22 protein-coding genes are annotated in these 26449 nt (G+C 41.6%); all 22 read right to left on the reverse strand.

Annotation, left to right across the window (positions count from 1 at the left end):
* Nucleotides 1-7: 7 nt before the first annotated feature.
* The 22 genes from rimP to IEU81_RS03690 all read right to left on the reverse strand — a co-directional run bounded on the left by rimP (nt 8) and on the right by IEU81_RS03690 (nt 26292).
* Nucleotides 8-475, reverse strand: coding sequence for a ribosome maturation factor RimP (gene rimP, locus IEU81_RS03585; RefSeq protein ID WP_186090331.1), 468 nt, complete (start codon nt 473-475; stop codon nt 8-10).
* Nucleotides 476-592: 117 nt separating this feature from the next.
* Nucleotides 593-4876, reverse strand: a complete 4284-nt coding sequence (locus IEU81_RS03590; RefSeq protein ID WP_186090333.1) for a PolC-type DNA polymerase III — start codon at nt 4874-4876, stop codon at nt 593-595.
* A 76-nt stretch (nt 4877-4952) separates the two neighbouring features.
* A complete protein-coding gene (locus IEU81_RS03595) occupies nt 4953-6647 on the reverse strand; it encodes a proline--tRNA ligase (RefSeq protein ID WP_092595397.1) in 1695 nt (564 codons plus the stop codon).
* Nucleotides 6648-6659: 12 nt separating this feature from the next.
* Nucleotides 6660-7943: an RIP metalloprotease RseP gene (gene rseP, locus IEU81_RS03600; RefSeq protein WP_186090334.1), complete on the reverse strand. Its 1284-nt coding sequence runs from the start codon at nt 7941-7943 to the stop codon at nt 6660-6662.
* 5 nt (nt 7944-7948) lie between these two features.
* Nucleotides 7949-9073, reverse strand: coding sequence for a 1-deoxy-D-xylulose-5-phosphate reductoisomerase (locus IEU81_RS03605; protein ID WP_092595551.1), 1125 nt, complete (start codon nt 9071-9073; stop codon nt 7949-7951).
* Between the two features lie 18 nt (nt 9074-9091).
* Nucleotides 9092-9877, reverse strand: a complete 786-nt coding sequence (locus IEU81_RS03610; RefSeq protein WP_186090336.1) for a phosphatidate cytidylyltransferase — start codon at nt 9875-9877, stop codon at nt 9092-9094.
* Complete coding sequence (gene uppS, locus IEU81_RS03615) at nt 9867-10628, reverse strand: undecaprenyl pyrophosphate synthase (RefSeq protein WP_092595391.1); 762 nt, start codon at nt 10626-10628, stop codon at nt 9867-9869. Before uppS ends, IEU81_RS03610 begins: the two co-directional genes overlap by 11 nt.
* A gap of 119 nt (nt 10629-10747) precedes the next feature.
* Nucleotides 10748-11305: a ribosome recycling factor gene (gene frr, locus IEU81_RS03620; RefSeq protein ID WP_092595389.1), complete on the reverse strand. Its 558-nt coding sequence runs from the start codon at nt 11303-11305 to the stop codon at nt 10748-10750.
* 14 nt (nt 11306-11319) lie between these two features.
* Nucleotides 11320-12045: a UMP kinase gene (gene pyrH / locus IEU81_RS03625; RefSeq protein ID WP_186090337.1), complete on the reverse strand. Its 726-nt coding sequence runs from the start codon at nt 12043-12045 to the stop codon at nt 11320-11322.
* A 68-nt stretch (nt 12046-12113) separates the two neighbouring features.
* Nucleotides 12114-12992, reverse strand: a complete 879-nt coding sequence (tsf, locus tag IEU81_RS03630; RefSeq protein WP_092595385.1) for a translation elongation factor Ts — start codon at nt 12990-12992, stop codon at nt 12114-12116.
* A gap of 71 nt (nt 12993-13063) precedes the next feature.
* A complete protein-coding gene (rpsB, locus tag IEU81_RS03635) occupies nt 13064-13843 on the reverse strand; it encodes a 30S ribosomal protein S2 (RefSeq protein WP_092595383.1) in 780 nt (259 codons plus the stop codon).
* Between the two features lie 147 nt (nt 13844-13990).
* Nucleotides 13991-14761 carry a GTP-sensing pleiotropic transcriptional regulator CodY gene (gene codY, locus IEU81_RS03640; protein ID WP_186090339.1) on the reverse strand — a complete coding sequence of 257 codons (771 nt, stop codon included), beginning with the start codon at nt 14759-14761 and terminating at the stop codon, nt 13991-13993.
* A 19-nt stretch (nt 14762-14780) separates the two neighbouring features.
* A complete protein-coding gene (gene hslU, locus IEU81_RS03645) occupies nt 14781-16160 on the reverse strand; it encodes an ATP-dependent protease ATPase subunit HslU (protein WP_186090340.1) in 1380 nt (459 codons plus the stop codon).
* A gap of 17 nt (nt 16161-16177) precedes the next feature.
* On the reverse strand, nt 16178-16705 hold the full coding sequence (gene hslV / locus IEU81_RS03650; RefSeq protein ID WP_256333934.1) for an HslVU peptidase proteolytic subunit: 528 nt from the start codon (nt 16703-16705) through the stop codon (nt 16178-16180).
* 5 nt (nt 16706-16710) lie between these two features.
* Entirely contained in the window at nt 16711-17589 is an 879-nt protein-coding gene (gene xerA / locus IEU81_RS03655) for a site-specific tyrosine recombinase/integron integrase (RefSeq protein WP_268884141.1), read from the reverse strand.
* 397 nt (nt 17590-17986) lie between these two features.
* Entirely contained in the window at nt 17987-20056 is a 2070-nt protein-coding gene (topA, locus tag IEU81_RS03660; protein ID WP_186090343.1) for a type I DNA topoisomerase, read from the reverse strand.
* A gap of 109 nt (nt 20057-20165) precedes the next feature.
* Entirely contained in the window at nt 20166-20954 is a 789-nt protein-coding gene (gene dprA, locus IEU81_RS03665; protein WP_186090345.1) for a DNA-processing protein DprA, read from the reverse strand.
* Nucleotides 20955-21121: 167 nt separating this feature from the next.
* Nucleotides 21122-22030, reverse strand: coding sequence for a succinate--CoA ligase subunit alpha (gene sucD, locus IEU81_RS03670; protein WP_092595371.1), 909 nt, complete (start codon nt 22028-22030; stop codon nt 21122-21124).
* Between the two features lie 17 nt (nt 22031-22047).
* On the reverse strand, nt 22048-23217 hold the full coding sequence (gene sucC, locus IEU81_RS03675; protein WP_186090346.1) for an ADP-forming succinate--CoA ligase subunit beta: 1170 nt from the start codon (nt 23215-23217) through the stop codon (nt 22048-22050).
* 214 nt (nt 23218-23431) lie between these two features.
* Nucleotides 23432-24196, reverse strand: coding sequence for a ribonuclease HII (gene rnhB, locus IEU81_RS03680; protein WP_373867766.1), 765 nt, complete (start codon nt 24194-24196; stop codon nt 23432-23434).
* Nucleotides 24186-25043, reverse strand: coding sequence for a ribosome biogenesis GTPase YlqF (ylqF, locus tag IEU81_RS03685; RefSeq protein ID WP_186090350.1), 858 nt, complete (start codon nt 25041-25043; stop codon nt 24186-24188). The genes rnhB and ylqF overlap by 11 nt, the downstream gene beginning before the upstream one ends.
* A 274-nt stretch (nt 25044-25317) precedes the next feature.
* Nucleotides 25318-26292 carry a nuclease-related domain-containing protein gene (locus tag IEU81_RS03690; RefSeq protein ID WP_188352518.1) on the reverse strand — a complete coding sequence of 325 codons (975 nt, stop codon included), beginning with the start codon at nt 26290-26292 and terminating at the stop codon, nt 25318-25320.
* Nucleotides 26293-26449 lie beyond the last annotated feature (157 nt).

Consider the following 26449-nt stretch of genomic DNA (forward strand, 5'->3'; position numbering starts at 1 on the left):
CTCCATTCTATAATAAGACAGCTTTTCTTATTGTTGCGATTTTATCCCGATCCACTGTAATTGTTTTTTTACGGGTTTTCACTTTGTAGTCGATTGTCACGGAGTTTTCATCGTAAGCAGTTAAAACACCTGTCCACTCTTTTTCACCGTCAATCTGCTGATACGTTTTAACGTAAATACCTTTGTTCAGTGTGAGTTCTAAATCTTCTTCGTCTTTAATCGGACGCTCTGCTCCAGGAGATGACACATCTAAATAGTAAGCGCCTTGAACGAGATCCCATTCATCGAGCTTAGCGCTGATTACTTCAGAGAACGCTGCACAATCGTCGAGTGAAATACCGCCTTTTTTATCCAGATAAATACGCAGGAAAAAATCTGGTCCTTCTTTAACATAGCCGACTTCAACCAGCTTTAAATCGTTGTCTTTTGCAATTGGCTCGACATGAGTAAATATTTTTTGTTCTGTTGTGTTCACGTCAAAGTCCCCCTTTCAAAACTAAGAGAAGAACGGGGGAAACCCGTTCTTCTCCTGCAGACTGAGTATTTTTAATCACTAATATTATACCATAGGCATATAAACCGCGCAACAATGCTAGATGTCAAATATCGACAGCTGAGCTTTGTCCGGCAGATGATCAAGACTGCCGAGCTCTGTTAAGTAGTCGATCAGTTTTTGTGATACGCCGGCTTTTTTATTTAAATCCTCTTTAGAGATAAAGCCTTCGTCATCTCTCGCTTCAACGATCCGTTTCGCAACGGATGCCCCGAGACCCGGTACAGCGATAAACGGCGGAATCAGCGTATCGCCTTCAATTATAAAATCAAAAGCATCTGATTTGTCGACGCTGACCGGCTGCATTTTAAAGCCGCGCTGTGCCATTTCATTCACGAGTTCCAGTACGACAAGCGTGTCTTTTTCTTTTTTCGACAGCTCCTGGAAATTCTGGTTCAGTTCTTTAACCCGGTGACGGATAGTTGATTTATCTTTTACCATCGTCAATAAATCAAAGTCAGTCGCTCGGACTGTAAAATAACTCGCATAGTAAAACAATGGATGGTGTACTTTGAAGTAGGCAATACGCACTGAGTTTAATACGTAAGCTGCAGCGTGGGCTTTCGGGAACATGTATTTAATTTTTTTACATGAATCGATATACCATTTTTCAACACCGTTATCTTTCATCGCCTGTTCGTGCTCTTCAGTCAGTCCCTTACCTTTACGCACTTTCTCCATTATGTTGAAAGCGAGACTCGGTTCAAGGCCTTTGTACATCAAAGTCACCATAATATCATCGCGGCAGCCGATAACATTCGATAAGTCACACGTCCCTTTGCGGATTAAATCCTGGGCATTGCCGAGCCAGACATCCGTTCCGTGAGACAGACCTGATATTTGGACAAGTTCGCTGAACGTCGACGGTTTCGTGTCCTCCAGCATCTGGCGGACGAAGCCTGTGCCGAATTCAGGAATACCGAGCGTCCCTGTTTTACATAAAATCTGATCCTGGCTGACTCCTAAAGACTCTGGTCCGCTGAAAAGTTTCATCGTTTCATCATCATCAGTCGGCACTGTCGTCGGATCGATGCCTGACAGATCCTGCAGCATGCGGATCATCGTCGGATCATCGTGCCCCAGTATATCCAGTTTCAGCAGGTTGTTATCGATAGAGTGGAAATCAAAGTGCGTTGTCTTCCATTCAGCTTCGACATCATCTGCAGGGTATTGTATCGGTGTAAAATCGTAAATATCCATATTGTCCGGAACGACGATAATCCCACCCGGGTGCTGACCAGTCGTACGTTTAACTCCGCTGCATCCTAACACAAGACGGTCCACTTCAGCGCCGCGTTTGTGCAGGCCGTTATCGTTTAAATATCCTTTAACGTAACCAAAAGCAGTTTTCTCAGCGACTGTGCCGATTGTTCCTGCACGGTAGACGTAATCTTCACCGAACAAGTCTTTCGTATAATTATGAGCTTTCGGCTGATAAACACCACTGAAGTTTAAGTCGATATCCGGGACTTTATCCCCTTTAAAGCCTAAAAACGTTTCAAACGGAATATCCTGTCCTTCTTTAATCAGCTCGACATTGCAGCTGCTGCATTTTTTATCCGGCAGGTCATAGCCGCTCGATACTGAGCCGTCGGTAAAGAACTCTGATTCTTTACATTCCGGACAGACGTAATGCGGCGGCAGCGGATTGACCTCGGTAATCTCTGTCATCGTCGCTACCAGACTGGAGCCGACAGACCCCCTGGAACCAACTAGGTAACCATCGTCGAGGGAGCGTTTAACGAGCTTATGAGAAATTAAGTATATTACGGCAAAACCGTTGCCGATAATACTTTCCAATTCTTTCTCCAGACGGTCTACGACGATTTGCGGCACGTCTTCACCGTATAAAGCTTTAGCGTTATCGTAGCTCATCTGTCTGATTTCTTCTTCTGCACCGTCAATTTTCGGCGGGAACAGATCTTTTTTAATGACTTCAACGCGGTCGATCATATTCGCGATCTTCTGGGTGTTTTCTACGACGATTTCAAATGCCGTTTTTTCATCCAGAAAGTCGAATAATTCCAGCATTTCTTCTGTTGAACGAAAATGCGCTTCAGGCAAATTGCCGCGTGACAATGGATTACCCGGATTTGATTTAACTAAAATATCCCGGGATAATTTATCCGATTCTTCCAGATAATGCACATTACCTGTCGCAACTACTGTTTTATCAAGTTCTTTACCGAGTTTAATTATATTTTCAATAATTTCTTCCAGCGTTTTTTCGTCGCGTACCACTTCCCTGTCTAAAAGACGCTGATACAGCGGTTTAGGGAAAACTTCAAGATAATCGTAGAAGTGCGCTTTATCTCTCGCTTCCTCGTATGATTTTTGCATCATCGCCGTAAAGACCTCACCGTTATCGCAGGCACTGCCGATCAAGAGCCCTTCTCTGTGTGCCTCAAGAACCTGGCGTTTAATTCTCGGTGTCTTATAAAAGTGTTCAGTTAAGGATAAGCTGACAATTTTAAACAGATTTTTAAGTCCCGTATTGTTCTGAACAAGAATTGAAACGTGCGTCGGCATGGCGCGTTTATAAGAATCGCTGTTGGACAGACTCGAATTAATATCCTTATGGTTGACAATCCCGTAGTCGCGTTTAATCTGCGCCATCATTTTAATAAAAATATAAGCCGTTGCCTCAGCATCGTATATCGCTCTGTGATGCTGAGTTAATTCGACGTTATATTGCTTGGCCAAAATATTTAAGCCGTGTTTTTTCATTTTCGTGTTTATCGTGCGGGATAATTCCAGCGTATCGATGACACCATTTGTTGATTTGCCAAACCCTTCTTTTTCATAAGCTTCATCGATAAAGCCCATATCAAAACTCGCATTATGGGCAACAAAAATCGCATCACCCACCCATTCTTTAAAGTCGGTAATGACACTGCTGATGTCCGGCGCGTCGACGAGCATATCATCGGTAATCCCCGTAATTTCTTTTATCAGTTCTGACAATTTCTCACCCGGGTTGCTGAATCGTTCAAACTTATCGATGACTTCACCATTTCTCACTTTTACGCCGGCGAGTTCAATAATCGAATCGTATTTTGACGACAAACCTGTCGTCTCAACGTCGAACACGACAAACTCATGCGTATCCAGCGAATAATCCTGAGGCCGATAGGCAATCGGTGCCCCGTCATCGACCAGCATACCTTCCATACCGAAAATCATTTTAAAATCTTCGTCGCCAGCCACTGCATTAAAAGCATCAGGGAAAGCCTGAACATTATTATGATCGGTAATTGCAAGTGCAGAGTGACCGTACTGTTTGGCACGTTTAATATATTCAGTAATACTCGTCATGCCGTCCATCTGGCTCATCGTTGAATGCAAATGCAGCTCAACGCGTTTCTTATCTGCTCTATCCTGTTTTGGTTTTTTATTAATCGCCGTTAAGTTGCGGATATTTAAAACCATATCTTTAGTGAATTCATCGTATTCCACTCGGCCTTCGATGATGACCCAGTCTCCCGCTTCCAGCACGTCGAAAACTTCATCGTCGTTTTTACCGTGGCGGGAAAACATTTTCGCCATAATTGAATCCGTATAATCGGTCAATTTCAGCTGCAGTATTTTACGGCCGCTTTTAAGATCGCGGACTTCTTTAGAAAATATGTGTCCTTCAATTTTCACGCTGTATTCTTCATCAAAAATATTTTCCAGCGGTCGCACACCGTCAAAGGTTTGAGGTTTGCCGATTTGTTTAGGCACATTGCCCTGGCGTTCCATCTGTTCTTCCTGCTTTTCCCGATCTGAGATAAACTGTGTAATCAGCGCTTCTCTTTCGTCATTAATCCGTGTTTCGAGTGCTTCTGAGCGGGATGACTGCAAGTCATCATCAATTGTCACTTCAAGGCCGTTTAAATGAATACCGAAATATTTATAAGCGTTTAACAGATTGCCGTTTATATGTTTATTAAAATGAGACTGTTCAATGGCATTTTTAACCGCGATATAAAGCACACCATCTTTGAGTGATTTATACGTTCTTTCCAGCTGATGTTTTATATTATCGTTAATCGTTAAACTGTTGACAGCGAGCGGAAAGTAATCGGTAACCAGCTGTTCATCATATTCACCCGCTGCCATAATCAGCTCAGTTTTTGCGATATCTTTAAATGCTTCTTTTATACTGGTACTCATCAATTGGTAGAGCGCACTCGGTATAATGCGGTCTGTTTTTAAATGAAACTGCCAAATACGCGCATCATCATCGACAACAACGCGTGACAGTTCGGCATTTTCTAAATAGTTATTCTGAGTAATGTTTGCCTGTTCAAGTAAAACTTTTAATTTATCTTGGCTTTCCAATTAGAAAACACTCCCGTTTAAAAATTCCATATCCAAATCTAAGCGGTCTGCTTAGAAAAACGCGTAAATCTAAGATTTACGCGTAGTCATTGTCTGCCAGATATGATGTTAGTTCTGTAATGTTTACTTCTGCCGATTCTTCGTCCTGACGGCCTTTTACTTCAACGATTCCGTCTTTCGCACCGCGGCCGACGACGATTCTTACAGGCAGTCCGATCAGTTCTGAGTCGGCAAATTTAACGCCTGCACGTTCATTTCTGTCATCGTACAATACTTTGTGATTTTTCGATAAAATATCGTAAATTTCATCAGCAGTATTCGTAATTGTTTCGTCTTTGGTATTCGCTGTAATGACATGAATATCAAAAGGTGTGACTGATTTAGGCCAGTAGATTCCTTTATCGTCATGATGACCTTCGACAATTGCAGAAAGTACCCTTGAAATTCCAATACCGTAACAGCCCATCAATACAGGTTTGGCACGGCCGTTCTGATCCAGCACATTAAAGTTCATGGACTCCGAGTACTTCGTACCAAGTTTAAACACCTGACCGACTTCTATCCCCCGCATAAATTTAGCAGGACCTGAGCCGTCAGCAACGATTTCACCTTCGTTAATAAATCTGAAGTCAGAAATACCTGAAGCTTCAAAATCACGGTCATGGTTAACATTTAATAGATGATAACCAGTTTCATTAGCACCGACAGGGTAATTTCTCATCGCTGCCACTTGATAATCTAAATATACAGGAATTGAAGAATTTACAGGGCCTAATGAACCTGGTGATGCATTCAGTTCAGCTGTAATTTCCGCGTCTTCTGCCATTTCTATAATTTCAGAATTAAAGTAGGCTTTCACTTTCACATCATTTAATTCCTGATCACCGCGGATGACGATCATTTTTAAACCGTCATCTGTTTTAACGACCATAGTTTTCGTCGTCAAAGTTAAATCTGTCTTTAAGAAATCCGCCAGTTCTTTAACTGTTTGAATATCCGGCGTTGCAATTTTTTCTGTTTCAAGCATGGCCTCACTGCTGCTTTCAGCAGGTGCTGAACATTCTGCTTTTTCAATATTGGCAGCATAGCTGCTCTCATCTGTATAAACAATCGTATCTTCACCGATATCTGCCAGCGCCATAAATTCATGTGTATGGCTGCCGCCGATAGAACCGCCGTCAGCTTCGACTGCCCGGAAGTTTAAATCCAGTCGTGTAAAGATGCGGCTGTAGGCATCGTACATATCCCGGTATGTCTGATCGAGCGATTCTTCATCGATATGGAAGGAGTATGCATCTTTCATAATAAACTCGCGTCCGCGCAATAGGCCGAATCTCGGTCTCAATTCATCGCGGAATTTTGTTTGAATCTGGAACAATGTTAAAGGAAGTTTTTTATAACTTTTTAATTCATCGCGCACGAGAGCGGTGATGACTTCTTCATGTGTTGGTCCAAGAGCGAATTCTCTGTCGTGACGGTCGCTGACTCTCATCAGTTCTTTACCGTATGCGTCCCATCTGCCTGATTCTTCCCATAATTCACGCGGATGCAGCACCGGCAGATGTACTTCTGCACCGCCGATGTTCATCATTTCCTCGCGTACTATATCCTGAATATTATTCAGCACCAGCTGTGTAATTGGCAAATATGCGTATATACCGCGTGCGAGCTGTTTAATCATGCCTGATTTCAACATCAGGCGATGACTTAAACTTTCGGCTTCTGTTGGTGTTTCCCTAAGTGTCGGGATAAACATTTGTGATTGCCTCATATTATTTCACTCCTATAAGAAAAATGTTTTTATATCATTCCAGGTGACAAGCACCATAATAACCAGAACAAACAGTACGCCGATTAGCTGGATATTCAGTTCGACTTTTCTGTTTAAAGGACGTCTGAAAATACCTTCGTACAAGACGAACAGTATCCGTCCGCCGTCCAATGCCGGAATCGGCAGCAAGTTCATTATACCTAAGTTTACGCTGAGCAGTGCAGTAAAATTCATCAGTACTAAAATACCCTGAGACGCAACTGACTCTGTCACTTTATAAATACCGACCGGGCCGTTCAGCATATCAAAACTGAAAGTGCCGGCAAAAATTGTACCGATCATATTGACGACGAGTTCAAAGATTAATGACATGCTGGATACAGTTTCCTGTATGCCCCACCAAATTGGAGCGATAATGCCGCTTTCGAAATCTCTGCCGACACCGATAATCAGTCTTTCCTGTACCGTGCCGTCAGGCAATTCCGTCGATTCAACGACCGGCTCCAAAGTTTCAGTCCGCGTATCGTCTCCCGAAGCGATAACGAGTTCCTGAGGGTTCCCTTCGCCTTCCTGGATCAGCTGAGTCATATGTGCCCAGCTGTCGACTTCATTGCCGTCTATAGACTCGATGCGGTCACCTGACTCTAAGTTAATCTCAGCTGCAGGAGTATCTTCAACGACTGTACCGACAATCGGTTCATCTACTGGTTTCCCCTGTATAAAGAAAAGTATTGTAAACAAGACAAAAGCCAGCAGGAAATTGAACAAAGGACCGGCAAACAGTGTTAAGAAACGCGCCCAGACGCTTTTCGTTTCAAATCTTTCAGATACGGGGGCAATTCTTTCAAGCTCAGAGTTTTCAACGAAATAGCACTCGTCGCTGAAATAATACGTCCGTTCTGTATTATCATTCAGTTTAAGACCCGTGACATACATTTTTTCTGAAATATCACTGTCTGTGACTTCGATTTCTTCAACTTGCTGGAAGTTGTGTTTATCATCCAGCAGTATGTGTGTAATTTCATCATTACTGTTTAATTTAATATTGATACGCATTCCTGCATTCAGCGGGTTGACTTCCATATCTTTTGAAGCCATTCTGACGTAACCGCCGATCGGCAAAAGCCGTACGGTGTACTGTGTATCGTTGTATTTATATGAAAAGATTTTCGGTCCCATACCGATCGCAAATTCGGGACACATAATACCTGCGCGCTTTGCGAAGAACATATGACCGAATTCGTGCACGGTAACCAAGAGACCGAAAACAACTATAAATGCTAAAATACCTGCCACTTATTTCACCTCATATTCGATTTGTAGCGCGCGTCAAGTTCGAGGATCGTTTCTAAATCAGGATTTTGAATATTATTGTGTTGCAGCATACGTTCTTCAACAATTTCTTCAATTTCCAAAAACTTAATTCTGCCCTGTAAAAATTCAGCCACTGCAAATTCGTTAGCCGCATTCATCACAGTCGGCAGAGTACCTCCTGCTTCCAGCGCATCATAAGCGAATTTTAACATTTTAAAGCGGTCAAAATCCATTGGTTTGAAATTCAGCTGTGTTAATTCATTCATAGATAATGGATTATTTTTATGAATTCTCTTTGGATGGGTAAATGCATACTGGATCGCCGTTCTCATATCCGAGTTGCCAAGCTGCGCCATAATACTATTATCGATAAACTCCACCATAGAGTGAACGATGCTTTCTTTGTGCAGCAGAGTAGTAATTTGTGAAACTTCTACATCGAATAAATGTTTTGCTTCTATGACTTCAAAACCCTTGTTCATCATAGTGGCAGAATCGATAGTAATCTTTTGGCCCATAGACCAGTTTGGATGATTCAAAGCATCTTTCAGCGTCACTGAATGAAGTGCTGTTCTATTTAAATCTCTAAAAGATCCGCCGCTGGCTGTAATGATAATTTGACTGATTTCTTTTTCATTTTCCCCTTTTAAACATTGGAAAAGTGCTGAATGTTCTGAGTCTACAGGAATAATATTTACATTATTTTCGCGTGCTGCATTCATTACGATATCGCCGGCAGCGACTAAAGTTTCCTTGTTAGCGAGCGCAATATCGATGCCCGCTTCTATAGCCATAAGCGTCGGACGGAGTCCGACACTGCCTAAAATTGCTGTTAATAAAAGGTCTGAATTATAAACTGCAACTTGATTGAGGCCCTGTTCCCCATATGTAAATTCAATATGAGGATAGTCTTTTTGCAGCGCTGCAGCATCATTTTCATCCTGCACCGAAACGAGCGGCGGATTAAAATCCCTTAACACTTCCTGCAGCTGCTTAATATTTCTTCCGGCAGACACTGCACCGAGCTTAAAGTGCTCCGGATTATTTTTAATGACATCGAGTGCCTGGCTGCCGATCGAGCCGGTCACTCCGAGTATTGAGATTGTTTTTATCATAGAATTCACCTGTTATTATGAAATAATCGGTAAGATGTTCATCAGAGGAAGCACGAAGATGAAACTGTCAAAGCGGTCTAAAATACCGCCGTGTCCCGGTAAAAATGTACCTGAATCTTTAACGTCAAAGTGACGTTTTAAAGCAGACTCAACAAGGTCGCCCATCTGCCCAAATATGCTGAGGACAATAGTAAATGGAATTAACAGCCAGAGTGAACCTTCCATTACGCCGAAGGACACAAAGACTATCGGTATAATGGCTGAAACCAGCGTACCGCCGACCGAGCCTTCGATTGTCTTATTCGGGCTGATCTGCGGCCACAATTTACGTCTGCCGAAAGCCTTGCCTAATATATAAGCACCTGAATCAGTCAGCCAGACGATCAGGAGTGCATATAAAATATAAATTAAACCAGCTTCCCGTGTCTCAAAGAAATACATGAAGCCGATACCGATGTATGCGACTGCAAGGACGCAAAAGCCCATATCAACGAATGTAAATCTGTTTTTAGATACCACAGTCGTCGACAGCATTATTAATGCCAGTCCAACGATTATTTCCAGCTGGTATTCAGCAATGTTCGGAGAATAGGACTCCTGCGGAATTAATACCATACACAAGGCGATTAACGATAAAATGCCCGGCAAAGAAAATATATGAATCCTGTTCATCTTTAGTATTTCATACAAACCCGTAATCGCCATGAGGTAGACTAATACTAAAAGCGGCCAGGAACCCATAATGACAATCGGCAAAAATAACAGCAGTGCAATTACTGCAGTTATTGTTCTAGTCTTCATCTATAGCATCCTCCTCATTTAAGCCTCCAAAACGCCGTTCCCGCTTTTGATACTGAAGAATTAAATCATCCAGTTCATCGGTGGAAAATTCCGGCCACAGCGTATTTGAAAAGAACAGTTCGCTGTATGATGCCTGCCATAATAAGAAATTACTCAGCCGGTATTCACCTGAAGTTCTAATGATCATTTCAGGATCCGGCATATTTTTAGTCATCAGATAATCATCGATCGTTTTGCTGTCAATATTATCGGCCTGCAGTCTGCCTGCAGATATATCAGCTGCAATATCTTTTACTGCGCCGATTAATTCATCTCGGCCGCCGTAATTTAAAGCGAAAACAAGAGTGAGCCCCGTATTTTCAGCAGTTTTATCAATTGCTGTGCTGACAGCTTTACGCGTATGTTTTGGCAAGGCTTCGAAATCACCAATCGTTTTTACTTTTACATTTTTCTCAATTAATTCAGGCAAAAATGTACTTAAAAAATCGGTCGGCAATTTAAGCAGGTAGTTAACCTCGCTTTTTGGCCGTGCCCAATTTTCTGTTGAAAACGCATAGAGCGTTAAATATTTGAGATTAATATCCGCAGCATGTCTGACGATGCGCTTAACATTCTGCATTCCTTCATAATGACCTTTTATGCGCGGTAAATTGCGCAACTTTGCATATCTGCCGTTACCATCCATAATCATTGCAATATGTTCAGGTACTGGTCTCTCAATCAGGGATTTATCTTTAGTGGCTTTAAACATGACAATCCTCCGTGCCAAATATGTATCTGTAGTTAATTTTTATATACTTCTTCAATTATTTTATTTTAACATAGTTATATAATAAAAAAACAGGTAAGTCCCCTTACCTGTTTGAGTAATTATACTGCAAGAATATCTTGTTCTTTTGCGTCGCAAATTTTATCGATTTCTGCAATGTACTTATCAGTCAATTTCTGAACGTCATCAGTCAGACTTCTCAGCTCATCTTCTGAAATATTGCCGTCTTTTTCAGACGCTTTCAGTTCATCGTTGGAATCGCGGCGCACGTTACGGATGGCAACTTTAGCGTTTTCGCCTTCTTTACGCGCATCTTTAACAAACTCTTTACGGCGTTCTTCTGTCAGCTGAGGTACAGTAATACGGATTAAAGTACCGTCACTCGTAGGGTTGACACCAAGGTCTGCCATTTGGATTGCTTTTAAGACACTGTCAACAGAGCTTTTATCGTATGGTGTAACAACAATCATACGCGCTTCAGGAACAGTAATGCTTGCCAGCTGATTAAGCGGTGTTGGTGCACCGTAGTAATCCACATTTACACGGTCAAGCATGCTTGAATTTGCAGCACCTGTACGGATAGATGCAAGTTCACGCTGCAGACTGTCAATTGTTTTTGACATCTTATCTTCAGATGTTTTCAGAACGGATTCACTCATTTTAATATCTTCTCCTATTGCTTCGTAATTTTAGTGCCGATCGTTTCACCGGAAACAGCACGTTTAATATTACCTTCTTCTGTAATTGAAAATACCACAAGCGGGATGTCGTTGTCCATACAGAATGATGATGCAGTCGCATCCATCACCTGAAGATTTTCCTGTAACATTTCAATGTAAGTCAGATTTTCGAATTTAACAGCTGAGGAATCGTGTTTCGGATCTGCAGAATAAACGCCGTCGACGTTATTTTTACCCATCAGGATAACATCTGCTTCGATTTCTGCTGCACGAAGTGCTGCTGTCGTGTCAGTTGAGAAGTACGGATTGCCGATACCTGCTGCAAATATAACTATGCGGCCTTTTTCAAGGTGACGAATCGCACGTCTTCTAATATAAGGTTCAGCAACTTGCTTCATTTCAATTGAAGTCAGCACTCTGGTTTCATGACCGAGCTGCTCTAAACTGTCCTGCAAAGCTAAAGAATTCATAACTGTTGCAAGCATGCCCATATAATCAGCAGTCCCTCTGTCCATACCGAGATCACTGCCTACTTTTCCGCGCCAAATATTTCCGCCGCCGACGATAATTGCCATTTCTACGCCCATTTTCTGTGCTTCAGACACTTGTGACGCAATGTTTTTAATGACTACCGGGTTGATCCCAAAACCATCGTCACCAGCAAGCGCTTCTCCGCTGAGCTTTAGTACGATACGATTAAATTTAGAAGTTTCAGCCATGTTTTTCAATCCTTTTCATTGAATTTATTACTTAGAAAAAAAGACACCGAAGTGTCTTTTAAATAAATTTATTTTTTAACTTGTCCTAATACTTCATCAGCGAAGTTCTCTTCGCGTTTTTCCATACCTTCACCAAGTTCGTAACGTACGAAAGAACGCAGTGATGCATTTTTAGTATTTAGATATTGCTGTACAGTCTGATCAGAGTCTTTAACAAACGGCTGATCAACGATGCAGATTTCTTCTAAGAACTTACGAACTCTTCCTTCAACCATCTTGTCGACGATTTTTTCAGGTTTACCTTCGTTTAAAGCTTGCTGACGCAATACTTCACGTTCGTGATCAAGTTCAGACTGATCAACATCTTCACGAGATACATATTTAGGGTTAAGTGCTGCAGCGTGCATAGCAACGTCTTTAGCAATTTCTTCATCAGTTGTACCTTCAACAACAGTTAACACACCGATGCGTCCGCCCATGTGCATGTACTGGCCGAATGCGTCGTTATCTGTTTTAGTTTCTACAGTGAAACGTCTGATGCTTAATTTCTCACCAATTGTTGCTACAGCGTTATTCATTACTGAAGTAACACTTTCACCATCAATTTCTGAGTTATATAGAGTTTCAACATCTGCAGGTTTAGTTGCAAGGATGTGAGATGCGATGTTTTTAACAAGTGTCTGGAACGCTTCGTTACGTGCAACAAAGTCTGTTTCAGAGTTAATTTCAACGATTACTGCTTCATTGCCTTCAGAAGTAATGTAAACAGCACCTTCTGCAGCAATGCGGTCAGCTTTTTTAGCTGCTTTCGCAATACCGTTTTCACGGAGGTAGTCGACTGCTTTGTCGAGATCTCCATCAGTTTCGATTAGCGCTTTTTTACAATCCATCATGCCAGCGCCTGTTTTTTCACGTAATTCTTTAACTAATTTTGCTGAAATAGCCATTGTTCAGTCCTCCATATAATTGTTTTAAAAAAGGTGATAAGTATTACGCTTATCACCAAGATTTCAATTAATTATTGTGCGTTTTCTTCTTTAGTCTCAGCTGAAGCTTCTTCTTTTTCATCTTCTTTTAAGTCGATATTTTGTTCTGCTGCAACTTCTTCATCAGAAATTCCGCGCTGACCTTCTAAAACAGCGTCTGCCATTTTGCTTGTCATCAGTCTAACGGCACGGATTGCGTCGTCGTTAGCAGGGATAACGTAGTCAACTTCGTCCGGATCACAGTTAGTGTCGACCATTGCGACGATAGGGATTCCAAGTTTTTTAGCTTCTGCAATTGCGTTGCGCTCTTTACGAGGGTCAACGATGAAAATAGCACTAGGCATTTTCTTCATGTTGCGGATACCGCCTAAGAATTTGTTTAAACGTGCATATTCTTTACGCAGTTCAACAACTTCTTTTTTAGGAAGTACTTCGAAGATACCGTCAGCTTCCATTTTTTCAATTTCAGAAATTCTCTTAATACGTTTGCTGATTGTTTGGTAGTTAGTAAGGATACCGCCTAACCAGCGCTGGTTAACGTAAAGCTGCCCTGCACGTTCAGCTTCTTCTTTTATAGCATCCTGTGCTTGTTTTTTAGTACCAACGAACAGAACTTGTCCGCCTTCTTCAGAGATTGACTTAACGAAGTCGTAAGCCTCTGCAACTTTCTTAACTGTTTTTTGTAAGTCGATAATGTAGATGCCGTTACGTTCCGTGAAGATGTATCTGCTCATCTTAGGGTTCCAGCGGCGTGTCTGGTGTCCGAAATGTACACCTGCTTCAAGCAATTGTTTCATAGTAATTACTGCCATGATTTGTTTCCTCCTAATTGGTTTATACCTCCAGCATCGTGCTGAATAACCACCTGCTTCAGGCACCGGTTACTCCCATACTTTGCTGTGTGTATTTGGTCTTTTGACCGATTAATACTATATCACATATTTTCTTTGGCTGCAAGCTTAACTCTCTTTGCGAAGTTCCGGCAGGAAGTCTTCTTTTTTAACTTTGATAAATGTCCCTTTCATACCTAATGAACGGGATTCAATTACGCCTGCACTTTCAAGTTTGCGGAGGGCGTTAACGATAACTGAACGCGTAATACCGACACGGTCAGCCACTTTAGACGCAACGAGCAAACCTTCATCTGCATCGAGTTCATCAAAGATATGCTCGATTGCTTCGCGTTCTGAGTAAGATAAAGAACGGATTGCCATAGCAATACTCGCTTTATCGCGTGCTTTTTGTTCAACTTCTTCATTTTTCTCACGCATAATTTCCATACCGACAACAGTTCCTGAATATTCAGCAAGCACTAAATCATCTTCAGAGAATTCATTTTCTCTGCGGCCAAGCACTAAAGTACCGAGACGGTTGCCTCCGCCGTAAATCGGCACGATGCAAGTTTCAGAATCCTGATATGGATCTTCCGCCGGGAAAATTGTTAAGTCATCTTCAAAGGCAATGTTTTCGCGCGTTTCAGTAATGCGCATAATTTGCTTCACATAGTATTCAGGGAACTGTCTGTTGTCGAGCATGTCGACGATACGTTCATTTTCAATAGTCTGTACGACACCAATACCGAGCAGTTTACCTCTTTTTGAAACGATAAATGTATTACATTCCAAAATACGGCTTAACTTATCTGCGACTTCTTCGAAATCGACTTTAATGTTTGAACTGCCCTGGATTAAATTATTAATTTCACGTGTTTTTTGTAATAAGGTTGGCATGATATTTCACTCCTGTTAATTATAAAATAAATTCGCTTAAGTTTTTGTCTGTAGAAATATGGTCAAGTTTTGAATCGACGTACTGCTTAGTAATTTCAACATGTGCACCCTGCATGCCGCTCGCTTCAAACAGCAATTCTTCGAGCAGTGTTTCCAAAATGGTATGCAGACGGCGTGCACCGATATCGTCTGTCGATGAATTCACCTTGTAAGCAATCTCAGCCAGTGCTCTGATTGCTTCATCTGTAAATGACACCGTAACATCTTCAGTTTTCAGCAGTGCTTCGTACTGCTGAAGCAATGAATTTTTAGGTTCTTTTAAAATTCTTTCAAAGTCGTCTGTCGTCAGTTTATTCAGTTCAACGCGGAGCGGGAAACGCCCCTGCAATTCAGGAATCAGATCGCTCGGCTTGGCAACGTGGAATGCGCCGGCACCGATAAAGAGAATATAATCTGTTTTAATCGAACCGTATTTCGTCTGAACAGTAGAACCTTCGACAATCGGCAGTATATCTCTTTGTACCCCTTCACGGGAAACATCTCCTGAGTTTTGGCTGCCTTTGGCAATTTTATCGATTTCATCGATAAAGATAATACCTGTCGTTTCTGCCAGCTGTATTGCTTCATCGTTGACGTTATCCATATCGATCAGTTTTTCAGCTTCTTCATCGATTAAGTACTGACGCGCCCGCTTAACAGTCATCGTCCGTTTTTGTTTTTTCTTAGGCATTAAGTTCTGCAACATGTCACCCATACCGTTGTTATCCATGCCCGGCATCATCATACCGAGCTGATTAGAACTTTCGGCCACTTCAATCGTAACCTTTTCCTCTTCCAGCTGGCCGGCGAGGAGTTGAGACTTAATATCCCGACGTTTTAAGCGGATAGAATCATCGACCTCTTCTACTTCATCATCTTGATTTTGCTGGTTCATCAGCATTTCGAATGGATTATTGCTTTCCGGTTTCTTTTTCTTACGCCCCGGAGCCAGCAGGCCTGTCAATCGTTCATTAGCTAAATTCTCAGCATCTTCTGCCACTTCGTTTTTCTTTTGATCTTTAACCATACGGACAGCACTGTCGACCAGATCTCTGACCATCGATTCAACATCGCGGCCAACGTAGCCGACCTCAGTATACTTAGTCGCTTCAACTTTCGTATACGGGCTGCCGGTAATTTTAGCAATCCGTCTTGCAATTTCAGTTTTACCGACACCTGTCGGTCCAATCATCAGAATATTTTTCGGAATCACTTCTTCTTTTAATTCATCATCGAGCAGCATTCTTCTGTAACGGTTGCGCATTGCGATCGCTACTTTTCGCTTCGCTTCCGACTGGCCGACAATACTTTCATCGAGCCGTGCTGTAATTTCTTTTGGAGAAAGATTGTTGTTTGACATTTATTTCACGCTCTCTTTTAATCGATTGTTTCTACTATTATATTACTGTTAGTAAACACACAGATCTCACTCGCTAAAGTCAGGCTGTCTCTGGCAATCGTTTCAGCACTGAGATCCGAACCGTGTTTTTTAAGTGCACGGCCGGCTGCCAGCGCGTAGTTGCCGCCTGAGCCGATTGCGAGAATGCCGTCATCCGGTTCGATGACCTCGCCCGTACCTGAAACGAGCAGCAGATTGTCTTTATCCATGACAATCAGCATTGCTTCCAGCTGGCGGAGAATTTTATCCCCCCGCCACTCTTTAGCCAGTTCCACAGCTGCACGCTGTAAATTGCCGTTGTACTCGTGTAAGTTCGCTTCAAACTTTTCGCTCAGCGTAAAAGCATCTGCTACACTGCCTGCAAAGCCGGCAATCACCTGGTCGTTGAACAGGCGGCGTACTTTTCTCGCCGTATGTTTCATTACGACCTGATTACCGAGCGTTACTTGACCGTCTCCAGCCATAGCCATGTTGTCTTTGTGTTTAATCGCAAAAATCGTCGTCAATTATGTCACCTCTTCTTATTACTCGGGTGTGCATTTAAATAAGTCTTTTTAAGCTGTTCAGTCGTTACATGCGTATAGCGCTGCGTAGTCGATAAAGACTCGTGGCCGAGCAAATCCTGCACTGCCCGTAAATCTGCTCCGTTGTTCAGTAAATGTGTTGCAAACGTGTGCCTGAAAGTATGCGGATGAATATCGAGATGAAGTGCGCTGCGTTTAACAACCATATCAATAATATGACGCAGTCCGCGTACAGTCAGCGGTCCGCCTCTGTGATTGACCCACATCGCATCATTTTTGAGTATGTCTTCGCTGTATATATCCACATAGTTTTTCAATGCCTCCGCTGCACGGTCGTGAAACGGCACAACCCGCCATTTCCTTCCTTTACCCAATACCCGAATCACCTGCACTGTAAAATCAATATCGCTTAATCTAAGCCCGATTAATTCAGATGCACGCATTCCTGTTGCGTAAAGCAGCTCTAGAATCGCCAAATCCCTTTCATACATCTTATGATCAGCATCCAGTGAATCAAAGAGCGCTTCAATTTCATTCGGATATAAAAAGTCAGGCAGCACTGCTTCTTTTTTCGGAAACGGCAAAGCCGCAAACGGATTAATATCGACGCAGTCCCTGTCAGCTAAATAATTATAATAGCTTCGGAGCGTCGATATCTTTCTGGAGACACTCGATTTTTCCAAGCCTCTCCCGTACAGCATTGCCAGGTAATTTCTTGCATCAATATATTTAAATGCTGGTACTGATAAACTTTCTGTCTTTAAAAAAGTTATGAATTCATGAATATCATTATCATAACTTCTAATAGAATGATCTGAAAAATTGCGCTGATACTTAAGCATCCTTAAAAAGTCACTGACGTAAATATCATCACCTCATTCTTTGTCTGAATTTTATCATAATTTAAAATATTTATCCAAGCAATACAATATTCACTTGTTCGAATTTAAACAACATTAGCTATTTTAAACCATTTGCCGATAAAATGCACTTAATTGTACAAATATTTATAATTCAGTCAAAAATACATACAATGATAGCGCATACACGGAAATAAGGCTAAATTGGCGTGGTGAGTTTGGGTCACACTGTCAGTCAAATAGGTTTGTCTGACACTGTGGGACTTTTATCTGGATAAATTCCAGTTTTACTCGTGAGTTTGGGTCACACTGTCAGTCAAATAGGTTTGACTGACACTGTGACCCGAATATTATCCACTCACAAAATAAAACACCGTACCTGACCGGGTACGGTGTTCTCTTATTAGCTTGCGTCTTCTGTGTAATCACAGTTTGTACATTTAACTTGTGCTTTTTTACCTTTTTTCGTTTCGACGAGATAGTGTTCACATTTAGGGCAGTCTCTGCCGATTGGACGATCCCAAGATACGAAATCACATTCAGGATAGCGTTCGCAGCCGTAGAATATTCTGTTTCGTTTAGATTTACGCTCGACGACTTCGCCTTCTTTACAAGTTGGGCATTTAACGCCGATTTCTTTAACGATAGCTTTCGTGTTACGGCAGTCCGGGAAGTTTGAACAGGCCATGAACTTGCCGTAGCGTCCCATTTTATAAACCATAGGCGAGCCGCATTTCTCACAGTCTTCACCGACTGGTTCATCTTTGATTTCTATTTTTTCCATTTCTTCTTCCGCACGTTCGACCTGCGGACCGAAGCCTTTATAAAACTCATCGATCACCTGGCGCCATTCTTTTTCGCCTTCGGCTACTGAGTCTAAGTCTTCTTCCATATTGCGGGTAAAGGCAATATCGATAATATCAGGGAAGTACTCAACTACTTGTTCGTTAACAATTTCACCGATTTCTGTCGGGATAAATCGTTTCTGATCCATTTTCACATAGTTGCGTTTTTGAATCGTATCGATTGTCGGTGCGTAAGTAGACGGACGGCCAATCCCCGATTCTTCCAGTGTTTTAACCAGACGGGCTTCAGTAAATCTCGGCGGCGGCTGAGTGAAGTGCTGAGACGGATCGATTTTTTCCGAAGTCACCGTTTCGCCTTCGTTCATTTCCGGCAGTTTACTATTTAAATCATCTTCACCGTCATCTGTGCCTTCGATGTAGATCTGCATGAACCCTTTGAATTTTATCGTCTGCCCAGTACTTCTGAACAGTACACCATTGTTGCTTAAGTCAATTTTTACCGTGTCGAGAATGGCAGGTGCCATCTGGCTCGCGATAAAACGATCCCAGATCAGCTTGTAAAGTCTATGCTGGTCTCGGCTTAAATATTGTTTCATATTATCTGGCGTACGAGCAGCCGATGTTGGACGAACAGCTTCATGGGCATCTTGCGATGATGCTTTGTTCGCCGTTTTCTGCGTGCCTGTAAATTCCTTGCCGTATGTTTCTTCTATTAAATCATACGCTTCATTTTTAGCCGTCGGAGATATGCGGGTGGAGTCCGTTCTCATATAAGTGATGAGCCCGACTGTGCCTTGTTTTTTAATATCGATCCCTTCATATAACTGCTGAGCCAGCATCATCGTTTTACGCGCTTTGAAATTTAACTTGCGCGCCGCTTCCTGCTGCAGTGATGACGTAGTAAACGGCTGAGCCGGGTTACGTTTTTTCTCTTTCTTCTCAACTGAATCGATATGGAAGTCTTTCCCGTCAATCTGATTCATAACATTATCGACGTCTGCTTTAGTATTCAATTTCGTTTTTTGTTTATCTGATGCCAATTTATTAAATTTACCAGTAAATTTTGAACGTCCTGTTTTAAAAGTTCCTTCAATTGTCCAGTATTCTTCCGGAACGAATTTACGGATTTCATTCTCACGATCGATAATTAATTTTAAGGCAACCGATTGAACTCGTCCTGCCGATAAACCTTTTTTAACTTTTTTCCAGAGTACCGGAGAAATGTTATAGCCGACTAGACGGTCCAATATGCGGCGGGCCTGCTGAGCGTCTACCAGCTGCATATCGATTTCAGATGGTGTTTTAAAACTTTCTTTTACCGCATCTTTTGTAATTTCATTAAAGACGACACGGTAATAATCATTATCTGGACCCAATGCGTGGCTTAAATGCCAGGCAATTGCTTCCCCTTCTCTGTCGGGGTCACTTGCCAGGAATACTTTCTTCGCTTTTTTTGCTTCTTTTTTTAATTCTTTCAGTAATGGGCCTTTACCCCGAATTGTAATATATTTAGGTTCGTAATTATTTTCAGTATCGATTCCAGTTTGACTGCGCGGTAAATCTCTCACGTGTCCCATGGAAGCTATCACTTTATATCGTTTACCGAGGTACTTTTCAATTGTCTTTGCTTTCGCAGGTGATTCTACGATAACTAAATTGTCTGCCACTCTGCTGCCTCCTCATTCACTTTTAATCTATTCAAGACCAAATGATACACAGTCAAATTTTACTTTGTCAATGAAAATCGACTGAATAAAAATCCCGGCACAGCAAATTTCAACTGAAATCTGCCTGTATATCACTTGCTGCTGTTACGGCTGAAGCACCTTCTTGAATACGTAAATTCGTACCGGCAGATAAGGGCGATGTAATATTCCCAGGCAGACAATATCCGTTTCTATTTTCATCCAAAGCCATCTCTAAAGTGATCAGACTGCCGCTTTTTTCTTCCGCTTCAGTGACGAGAACACCTTGTGCTGCACCGGCAATAATTCGGTTTCTGGCCACAAACTGCCATTTATTTATCGGCGTATCGGGCGGATATTCGCTGATGGTAATATGGTCCTGTTCCATTTGCCTTCGAATGTCCGCAGTAGTTTTTGGATAATGCGTGTGATGACCGAAAGCAAGCACGCCGATTGTCTTCATATTGTGTTCGACAGCAATACGGTGAGCCGCCTCATCAGCGCCGTAGGCAAGTCCTGAAACCACCGCAATGTTGTCTAATTCAGGCAGTATTTTTTCTAATGCTTTTTTAGTATATCCACTTGCTTTTCTGCTGCCGACAACGCCGAGCATTTTTTCTGATAAAATCGATAAATTCCCGCGATAATATAAAATATAAGGAAAATCATATATTTCTTTTAATAAAGGTGGATAGAGTTCATGTTCATAAGTAATATAACCAATATTATCTTGATCCAGCCGGCGTATAATATCATGCCTGTTCAGCGTTTTTGTCCGCTGAATTTTCGCGTACAATGACGGTGTTATATTGCCTTGCTGCTGAATCGTTAAATATTCTTTTGCTGTCACCCCTGCAAAACTCATCAATAATAAATCCATCGCTGCCCCCTGTATATATTTGTTTATAAGTCACTTATATTATAGTAGGTTTTTATCTTGCCTGACATTTCAATTCAGCAACAAAAATTTCCATAAAAATACAAAAAAAGACGGTAATCTGTTAAGATTACCGCCAATTTCAATCACTTGAGTGATTTATATTACAATTATTTTACTGTTAAGCATTTTTCGTAAAGACCGTCTTCTTTTTTGATGCGCTCAATTAGAGTTTCACCAATTTCTGAAGGAGTTGCAGCAGTTTCGATTCCGCATTCGTTCATGATACGGATTTTTTCGTCTGCTGTCCCTTTACCGCCTGAAATAATCGCACCAGCGTGGCCCATGCGTTTTCCTGGAGGTGCAGTTTGCCCGCCGATGAAGCCGACAACAGGTTTAGTCATGTTATCGCGAACCCATTCTGCCGCTTCTTCTTCAGCAGTACCGCCGATTTCACCGATCATTACTACAGCGTAAGTTTCAGGATCTTCGTTGAATTCTTTTAATACATCGATAAAGTTCGTTCCGTTAACCGGGTCTCCGCCGATACCAACAGCAGATGTCTGACCGACACCTTCTTGTGTTAACTGATGAACTGCTTCATAAGTTAACGTACCTGAGCGTGATACGACACCAACGTGTCCTTTTTTGTGGATATAGCCAGGCATGATTCCAATTTTAGTTTCATCGGCAGTAATAACACCTGGACAGTTTGGTCCGATTAGACGCGTTTCTTTATCTTCTAAATAACGTACAACTTTAACCATATCTAATACTGGGATATGTTCAGTAATACAAATTACTAAGTCTAATTTTGCATCGGCAGCTTCCATAATTGAGTCCGCTGCGAATGGTGCAGGCACATAGACGACAGAAACTGTCGCGCCTGTTTCTTTTTTAGCTTCTTCAACAGTGTTGAATACTGGAACACCTTCAACATCCTGTCCACCTTTACCAGGTGTCACACCAGCAACGATTTGAGTACCGTACTCAAGCATCTGCTTTGTGTGGAATAGTGCTGTTGAACCAGTAATACCCTGTACAATTACTTTAGTATTTTTATCTACAAATACAGCCACAATATATTCCTCCGTTATTATTTATTTTCATTTACAGCAGCAATGATCTTCTGTGCACCTTCAGCCATCGTGCTTGCTGGAGTGATTGCAAGACCTGAGTCTGCAAGAATTTGTTTACCTTCTTTAACGTTTGTACCTTCTAAACGCACAACTAGCGGGATGTCTAAGCCGACGTTATTCACTGCTTCTACGACACCTTGTGCGATAACGTCACATTTCATAATTCCGCCGAAAATGTTGACAAAGATACCTTCTACAGCTTTATCACTTAAGATAAGTTTGAATGCTTCAGTTACTTTCTCAGCAGTCGCGCCGCCCCCTACGTCGAGGAAGTTAGCAGGCTTTCCGCCGAAGTGGTTAATTGTATCCATCGTTGCCATAGCAAGTCCGGCACCGTTAACCATACAGCCGATATTACCTTCTAAAGCGATATAAGCAAGATCGTGTTTTGAAGCTTCGATTTCTTTTTCATCTTCTTCATCAAAGTCGCGTAATTCTACAACGTCTTTGTTTCTGTACAATGCGTTAGCATCGAAGTTTACTTTTGCGTCTAATGCGATAACTTCACCTTCGCCAGTCGTTACAAGCGGGTTGATTTCCATAATTGCCGCATCTTTTTCAGTAAATACATCATATAAAGAAAGCATTAATTTAGCTGCTTTGTTTACTGATGCAGTTGGAATATTAATATTGAACGCAAGTCGTTTAGCCTGGAATGGCAGAAGACCGACTGCAGGATCGATTATTTCTTTAAAAATCTTTTCAGGAGTTTTTTCTGCCACTTCTTCGATTTCAGTTCCGCCTTCTTCAGAACCCATTAAAGTAACGCGGTTCGTCGCGCGGTCAATTACGAAACCTAGGTAGTATTCGCTGTCAATATCGCATCCTTCTTCTACAAGAAGACGTTTAATTTCAGTCCCGTCCGGACCGTTTTGATGCGTAACTAATACTTTACCAAGTAATTCCTCAGCGTATTCTTTAACCTCATCTAAAGATTTTGCAATCTTAACGCCGCCTGCTTTACCACGGCCACCTGCGTGGATTTGAGCTTTGACAACGTAAACATCTGAATCAAGTGTTTTTGCAACTTCTACTGCTTCTTCTGGTGTAAGAGCAACGTCACCTTTAGGTACGTTTACACCCATTGAGCGAAAAATTTCTTTTCCTTGATACTCATGGATATTCATGATTTTCCTCCTAAGACTTTTTAATAAAGCTTGCTACTTAATTATAGGAAATCTGTACTGGATTGTAAACTTGTAAGTGACGATGATTTCAACAAATTATCGTTATTTTGCGAAAGTTTGAAAAACATTTCACAAATTGTATCTAATATATTACGAAACCGCACTATTATCGTGTTTTTACTCAATTCATTGTGAAAATAAACACTTAAAAATACTATCTGATCATACTTTTTACCGGTTCGAAAGTCTTTCTGTGGATCGGCGACGCCCCGTATTTTTCCAGTGCCGCTAAATGATCTTTTGTACCGTATCCTTTATGATTTGAAAACCCGTAATCCGGATATTCTTCATCGTATTCAGCCATCATGATGTCCCGTGTAGTCTTCGCCATAATCGATGCTGCAGCAATTGAATTCGATACAGCGTCCCCTTTAATCAGCGAAGTCTGTTCAATATTGTTATCCAGTGTCATCGCATCGATTAAAAGATAATCCGGTTTAACAGTCAGCTGATCCAAAGCCCTCTGCATAGCTATTTTTGTTGCGTTGTAAATATTATGCTGATCAATTTCTGCCGCACTGGCAATACCTATGCCGTATTCAGCAAGTTCCATAATTTCCTCACGAAGCTGTAAACGTTTTGCCAGCGGTACTTTTTTAGAATCATCAAGCCCGATAATTTTATGATCTTCAGGCAGGATCACTGCTGCTGCCACGACATCACCAGCCAGCGGCCCTCTGCCCGCTTCATCAATGCCCGCAATAATCATATCTGGATGTGTATTTTCATGCATCATCATGGTTTCGTATTTTTTTATTAAATCCGCTTCTTTTTGGAGGATGCGCGCCCTTGATTTAAGCGCGGCCTGCACCCCTTTTCTGTCGTCTAAATTGTATTCAGAGGCCGATAAATCGCCCATGGTTTTTATCTTGTTAATTTCGAGTTTTATATCGCTTATCTTCATATAATTATTCAACATCCTCAGCTAAGTCAAATGTAAATTGTCCTATTTTTGCATTCCGTGTATCGTAAATCACACGCTCGGTCACACGTTCATAATCGATTTCATTGCCGCTCATTTTAAAACCGCGCGCTGTGCCGATAGCATCGAAAATATCTACGATTTCAGTGTCCGCATCGATATTAATATTATAAAATGTTTTCAGCTCATCAAGGTGATGCTGCTGCATAAATTTCAGTGCAAAAATCGCAATATCATCGAGCGTGACAACATTGTCTTTAATCGCACCAGTTAAGGACAGTTTCTGACCGATTGATTCATCTTCAAATTTTGGCCAAAGTACTCCCGGTGTATCTAGAAGCTCCATTTTTGACCCAGCTTTAATCCACTGCTGCGCTTTAGTCACACCAGGTGTGTTACCGGTTTTTGCTACTTTCCTTTTAGCAATATTATTAATAATCGTCGATTTACCCACGTTTGGAATACCGACAATCATTGCCCGGATTGCACGCGGATTAATTCCTTTACGCGCCATGCGGTCAAAAATCTCCTGGGTTGCCTCAACCACTGTATTTTCAATTTTCTTCAGCGCATTTTGCTCTTTACCGTTCAGGGCTATAGGATAAACACCCTTAGCTTTAAGATGATTAATCCAGCGGTCTGTTTCCTGCTTGCTGGCCATATCTTTCTTATTCAGTACAACCACTCTCGGCTTCTCGCCAATAACGTGATCGAGCATCGGATTTTTCGAGGCGTATGGAATACGCGCATCCAAAATCTCGATAACGACATCCACCTTTTTCAAACTCTCTTCAATTTGACGGCGCGCCTTAGCCATGTGCCCCGGGAACCAGTTAATTGACATATACGGTTGCCCCTTTCTCTATCGTTTCGTTATATTTTCGTTTTTATCTTCCCTTTATATTTTATCATGATTTATGTGTGACTTGTGAGAGAGAATGTTGTGCAGATTGAATTGGAAGTACGTTTTAGGCCTACACTGTCAGTCAAGTGCGTTTGTATGACAGTGTGACTCAGAATTTGGTGAGAAAGGCATATTTTTTCAATAAAAGCCCTACACTGTCAGTCAAATCACTTTGAATGACAGTGTGCTCCTAAATAAGACAGAAAAGCCAAACTCATTTAAGATAATCTTTATATTTTCTTCCTGGGATTTCTTTTCTCATCGCTTCATCAAAATCATAGTACTTAAATTTGTAATGGGTGGATTTTCTTCTTCCTTCAGCGTAGCAGTATTTATTTAATGCTCTGAACACTGTTCGATAGTCGACCATTTCTCCAATAAATTCCATGATTCTTTTTGTAGTCATTCGGGCAGAGCCAAATAAATATTTAAAATCGCTCATTGCCCGAACAAGGTGGGTTTCAGTGCTTTCACGGGAACCGCATGATTGACATGCAAAATGGAAGTACTGTTTTTTCAGATAAAAACTCCCGCACCCGCCGCAGTATAGTCCATTCCTGATTGAGCCGAATTCGACTCCAAGCTTAAAATATGGATTCGCAACAATATGTTGTTCAACCAGGTCCGCCAGTTTCGATGCGAACTCCCCGCTGTACTCATTTTCAAAACTGCGGAAATAATCACCCATTTCAGATCTCAAGACAACTTGATTCCATAAGTTTTCTTCCCGGCTGTATAAATGAAAATTTTCGTCAGGGAATATTAATTTTCCGGTCACTGCAAAGTCATAGCCAAGCTTTTGTCTTAATCGCATTAATTTACCCGCAGCGCGCCTAAGCTGGCTGGGCGCGTCGTCAGGGAGTATGTAATTGCCTGTATACCAGCTGCTGCCTTCAACTCTGTATTCGCCTGTGAAGTTTTTAATTTCGTTCACTGCAATACCGCTCTCCGTAATCAGTAAGGCGTCGTACTGTGTGATTGAGCCTCCGATATTTAAATATATGTCCCGGAATATGTACATATTTTGATGTCCAGTCTGATCGAGTATCTCATCATACTTTTGTTCTCCTGTAAAACCCCGTTCCAGCCTATTCTTTCTGTCATATGAATCTTTATCAAGTGAAGCACGATAATTCAAGGCGCGGTAATATAACAGTTCTTCGGGCAATTTTCGTTCGGTGGTGAACAAGTCGTTATCCTCCTGAATATTTTATACTTCATTTATATAACAAAAGACAACATTTTAAAACAAAAACACAACGAATCGTCAATTCAATGTCTTTCCACAACACAACAAATCGTCACTTCAATATCTCCCACTATACAAAAAAATCCCCAAACCTTTA

Origin of the sequence: Jeotgalicoccus aerolatus (assembly GCF_014635205.1) — a bacterium.
Taxonomy (GTDB): domain Bacteria; phylum Bacillota; class Bacilli; order Staphylococcales; family Salinicoccaceae; genus Jeotgalicoccus; species Jeotgalicoccus aerolatus.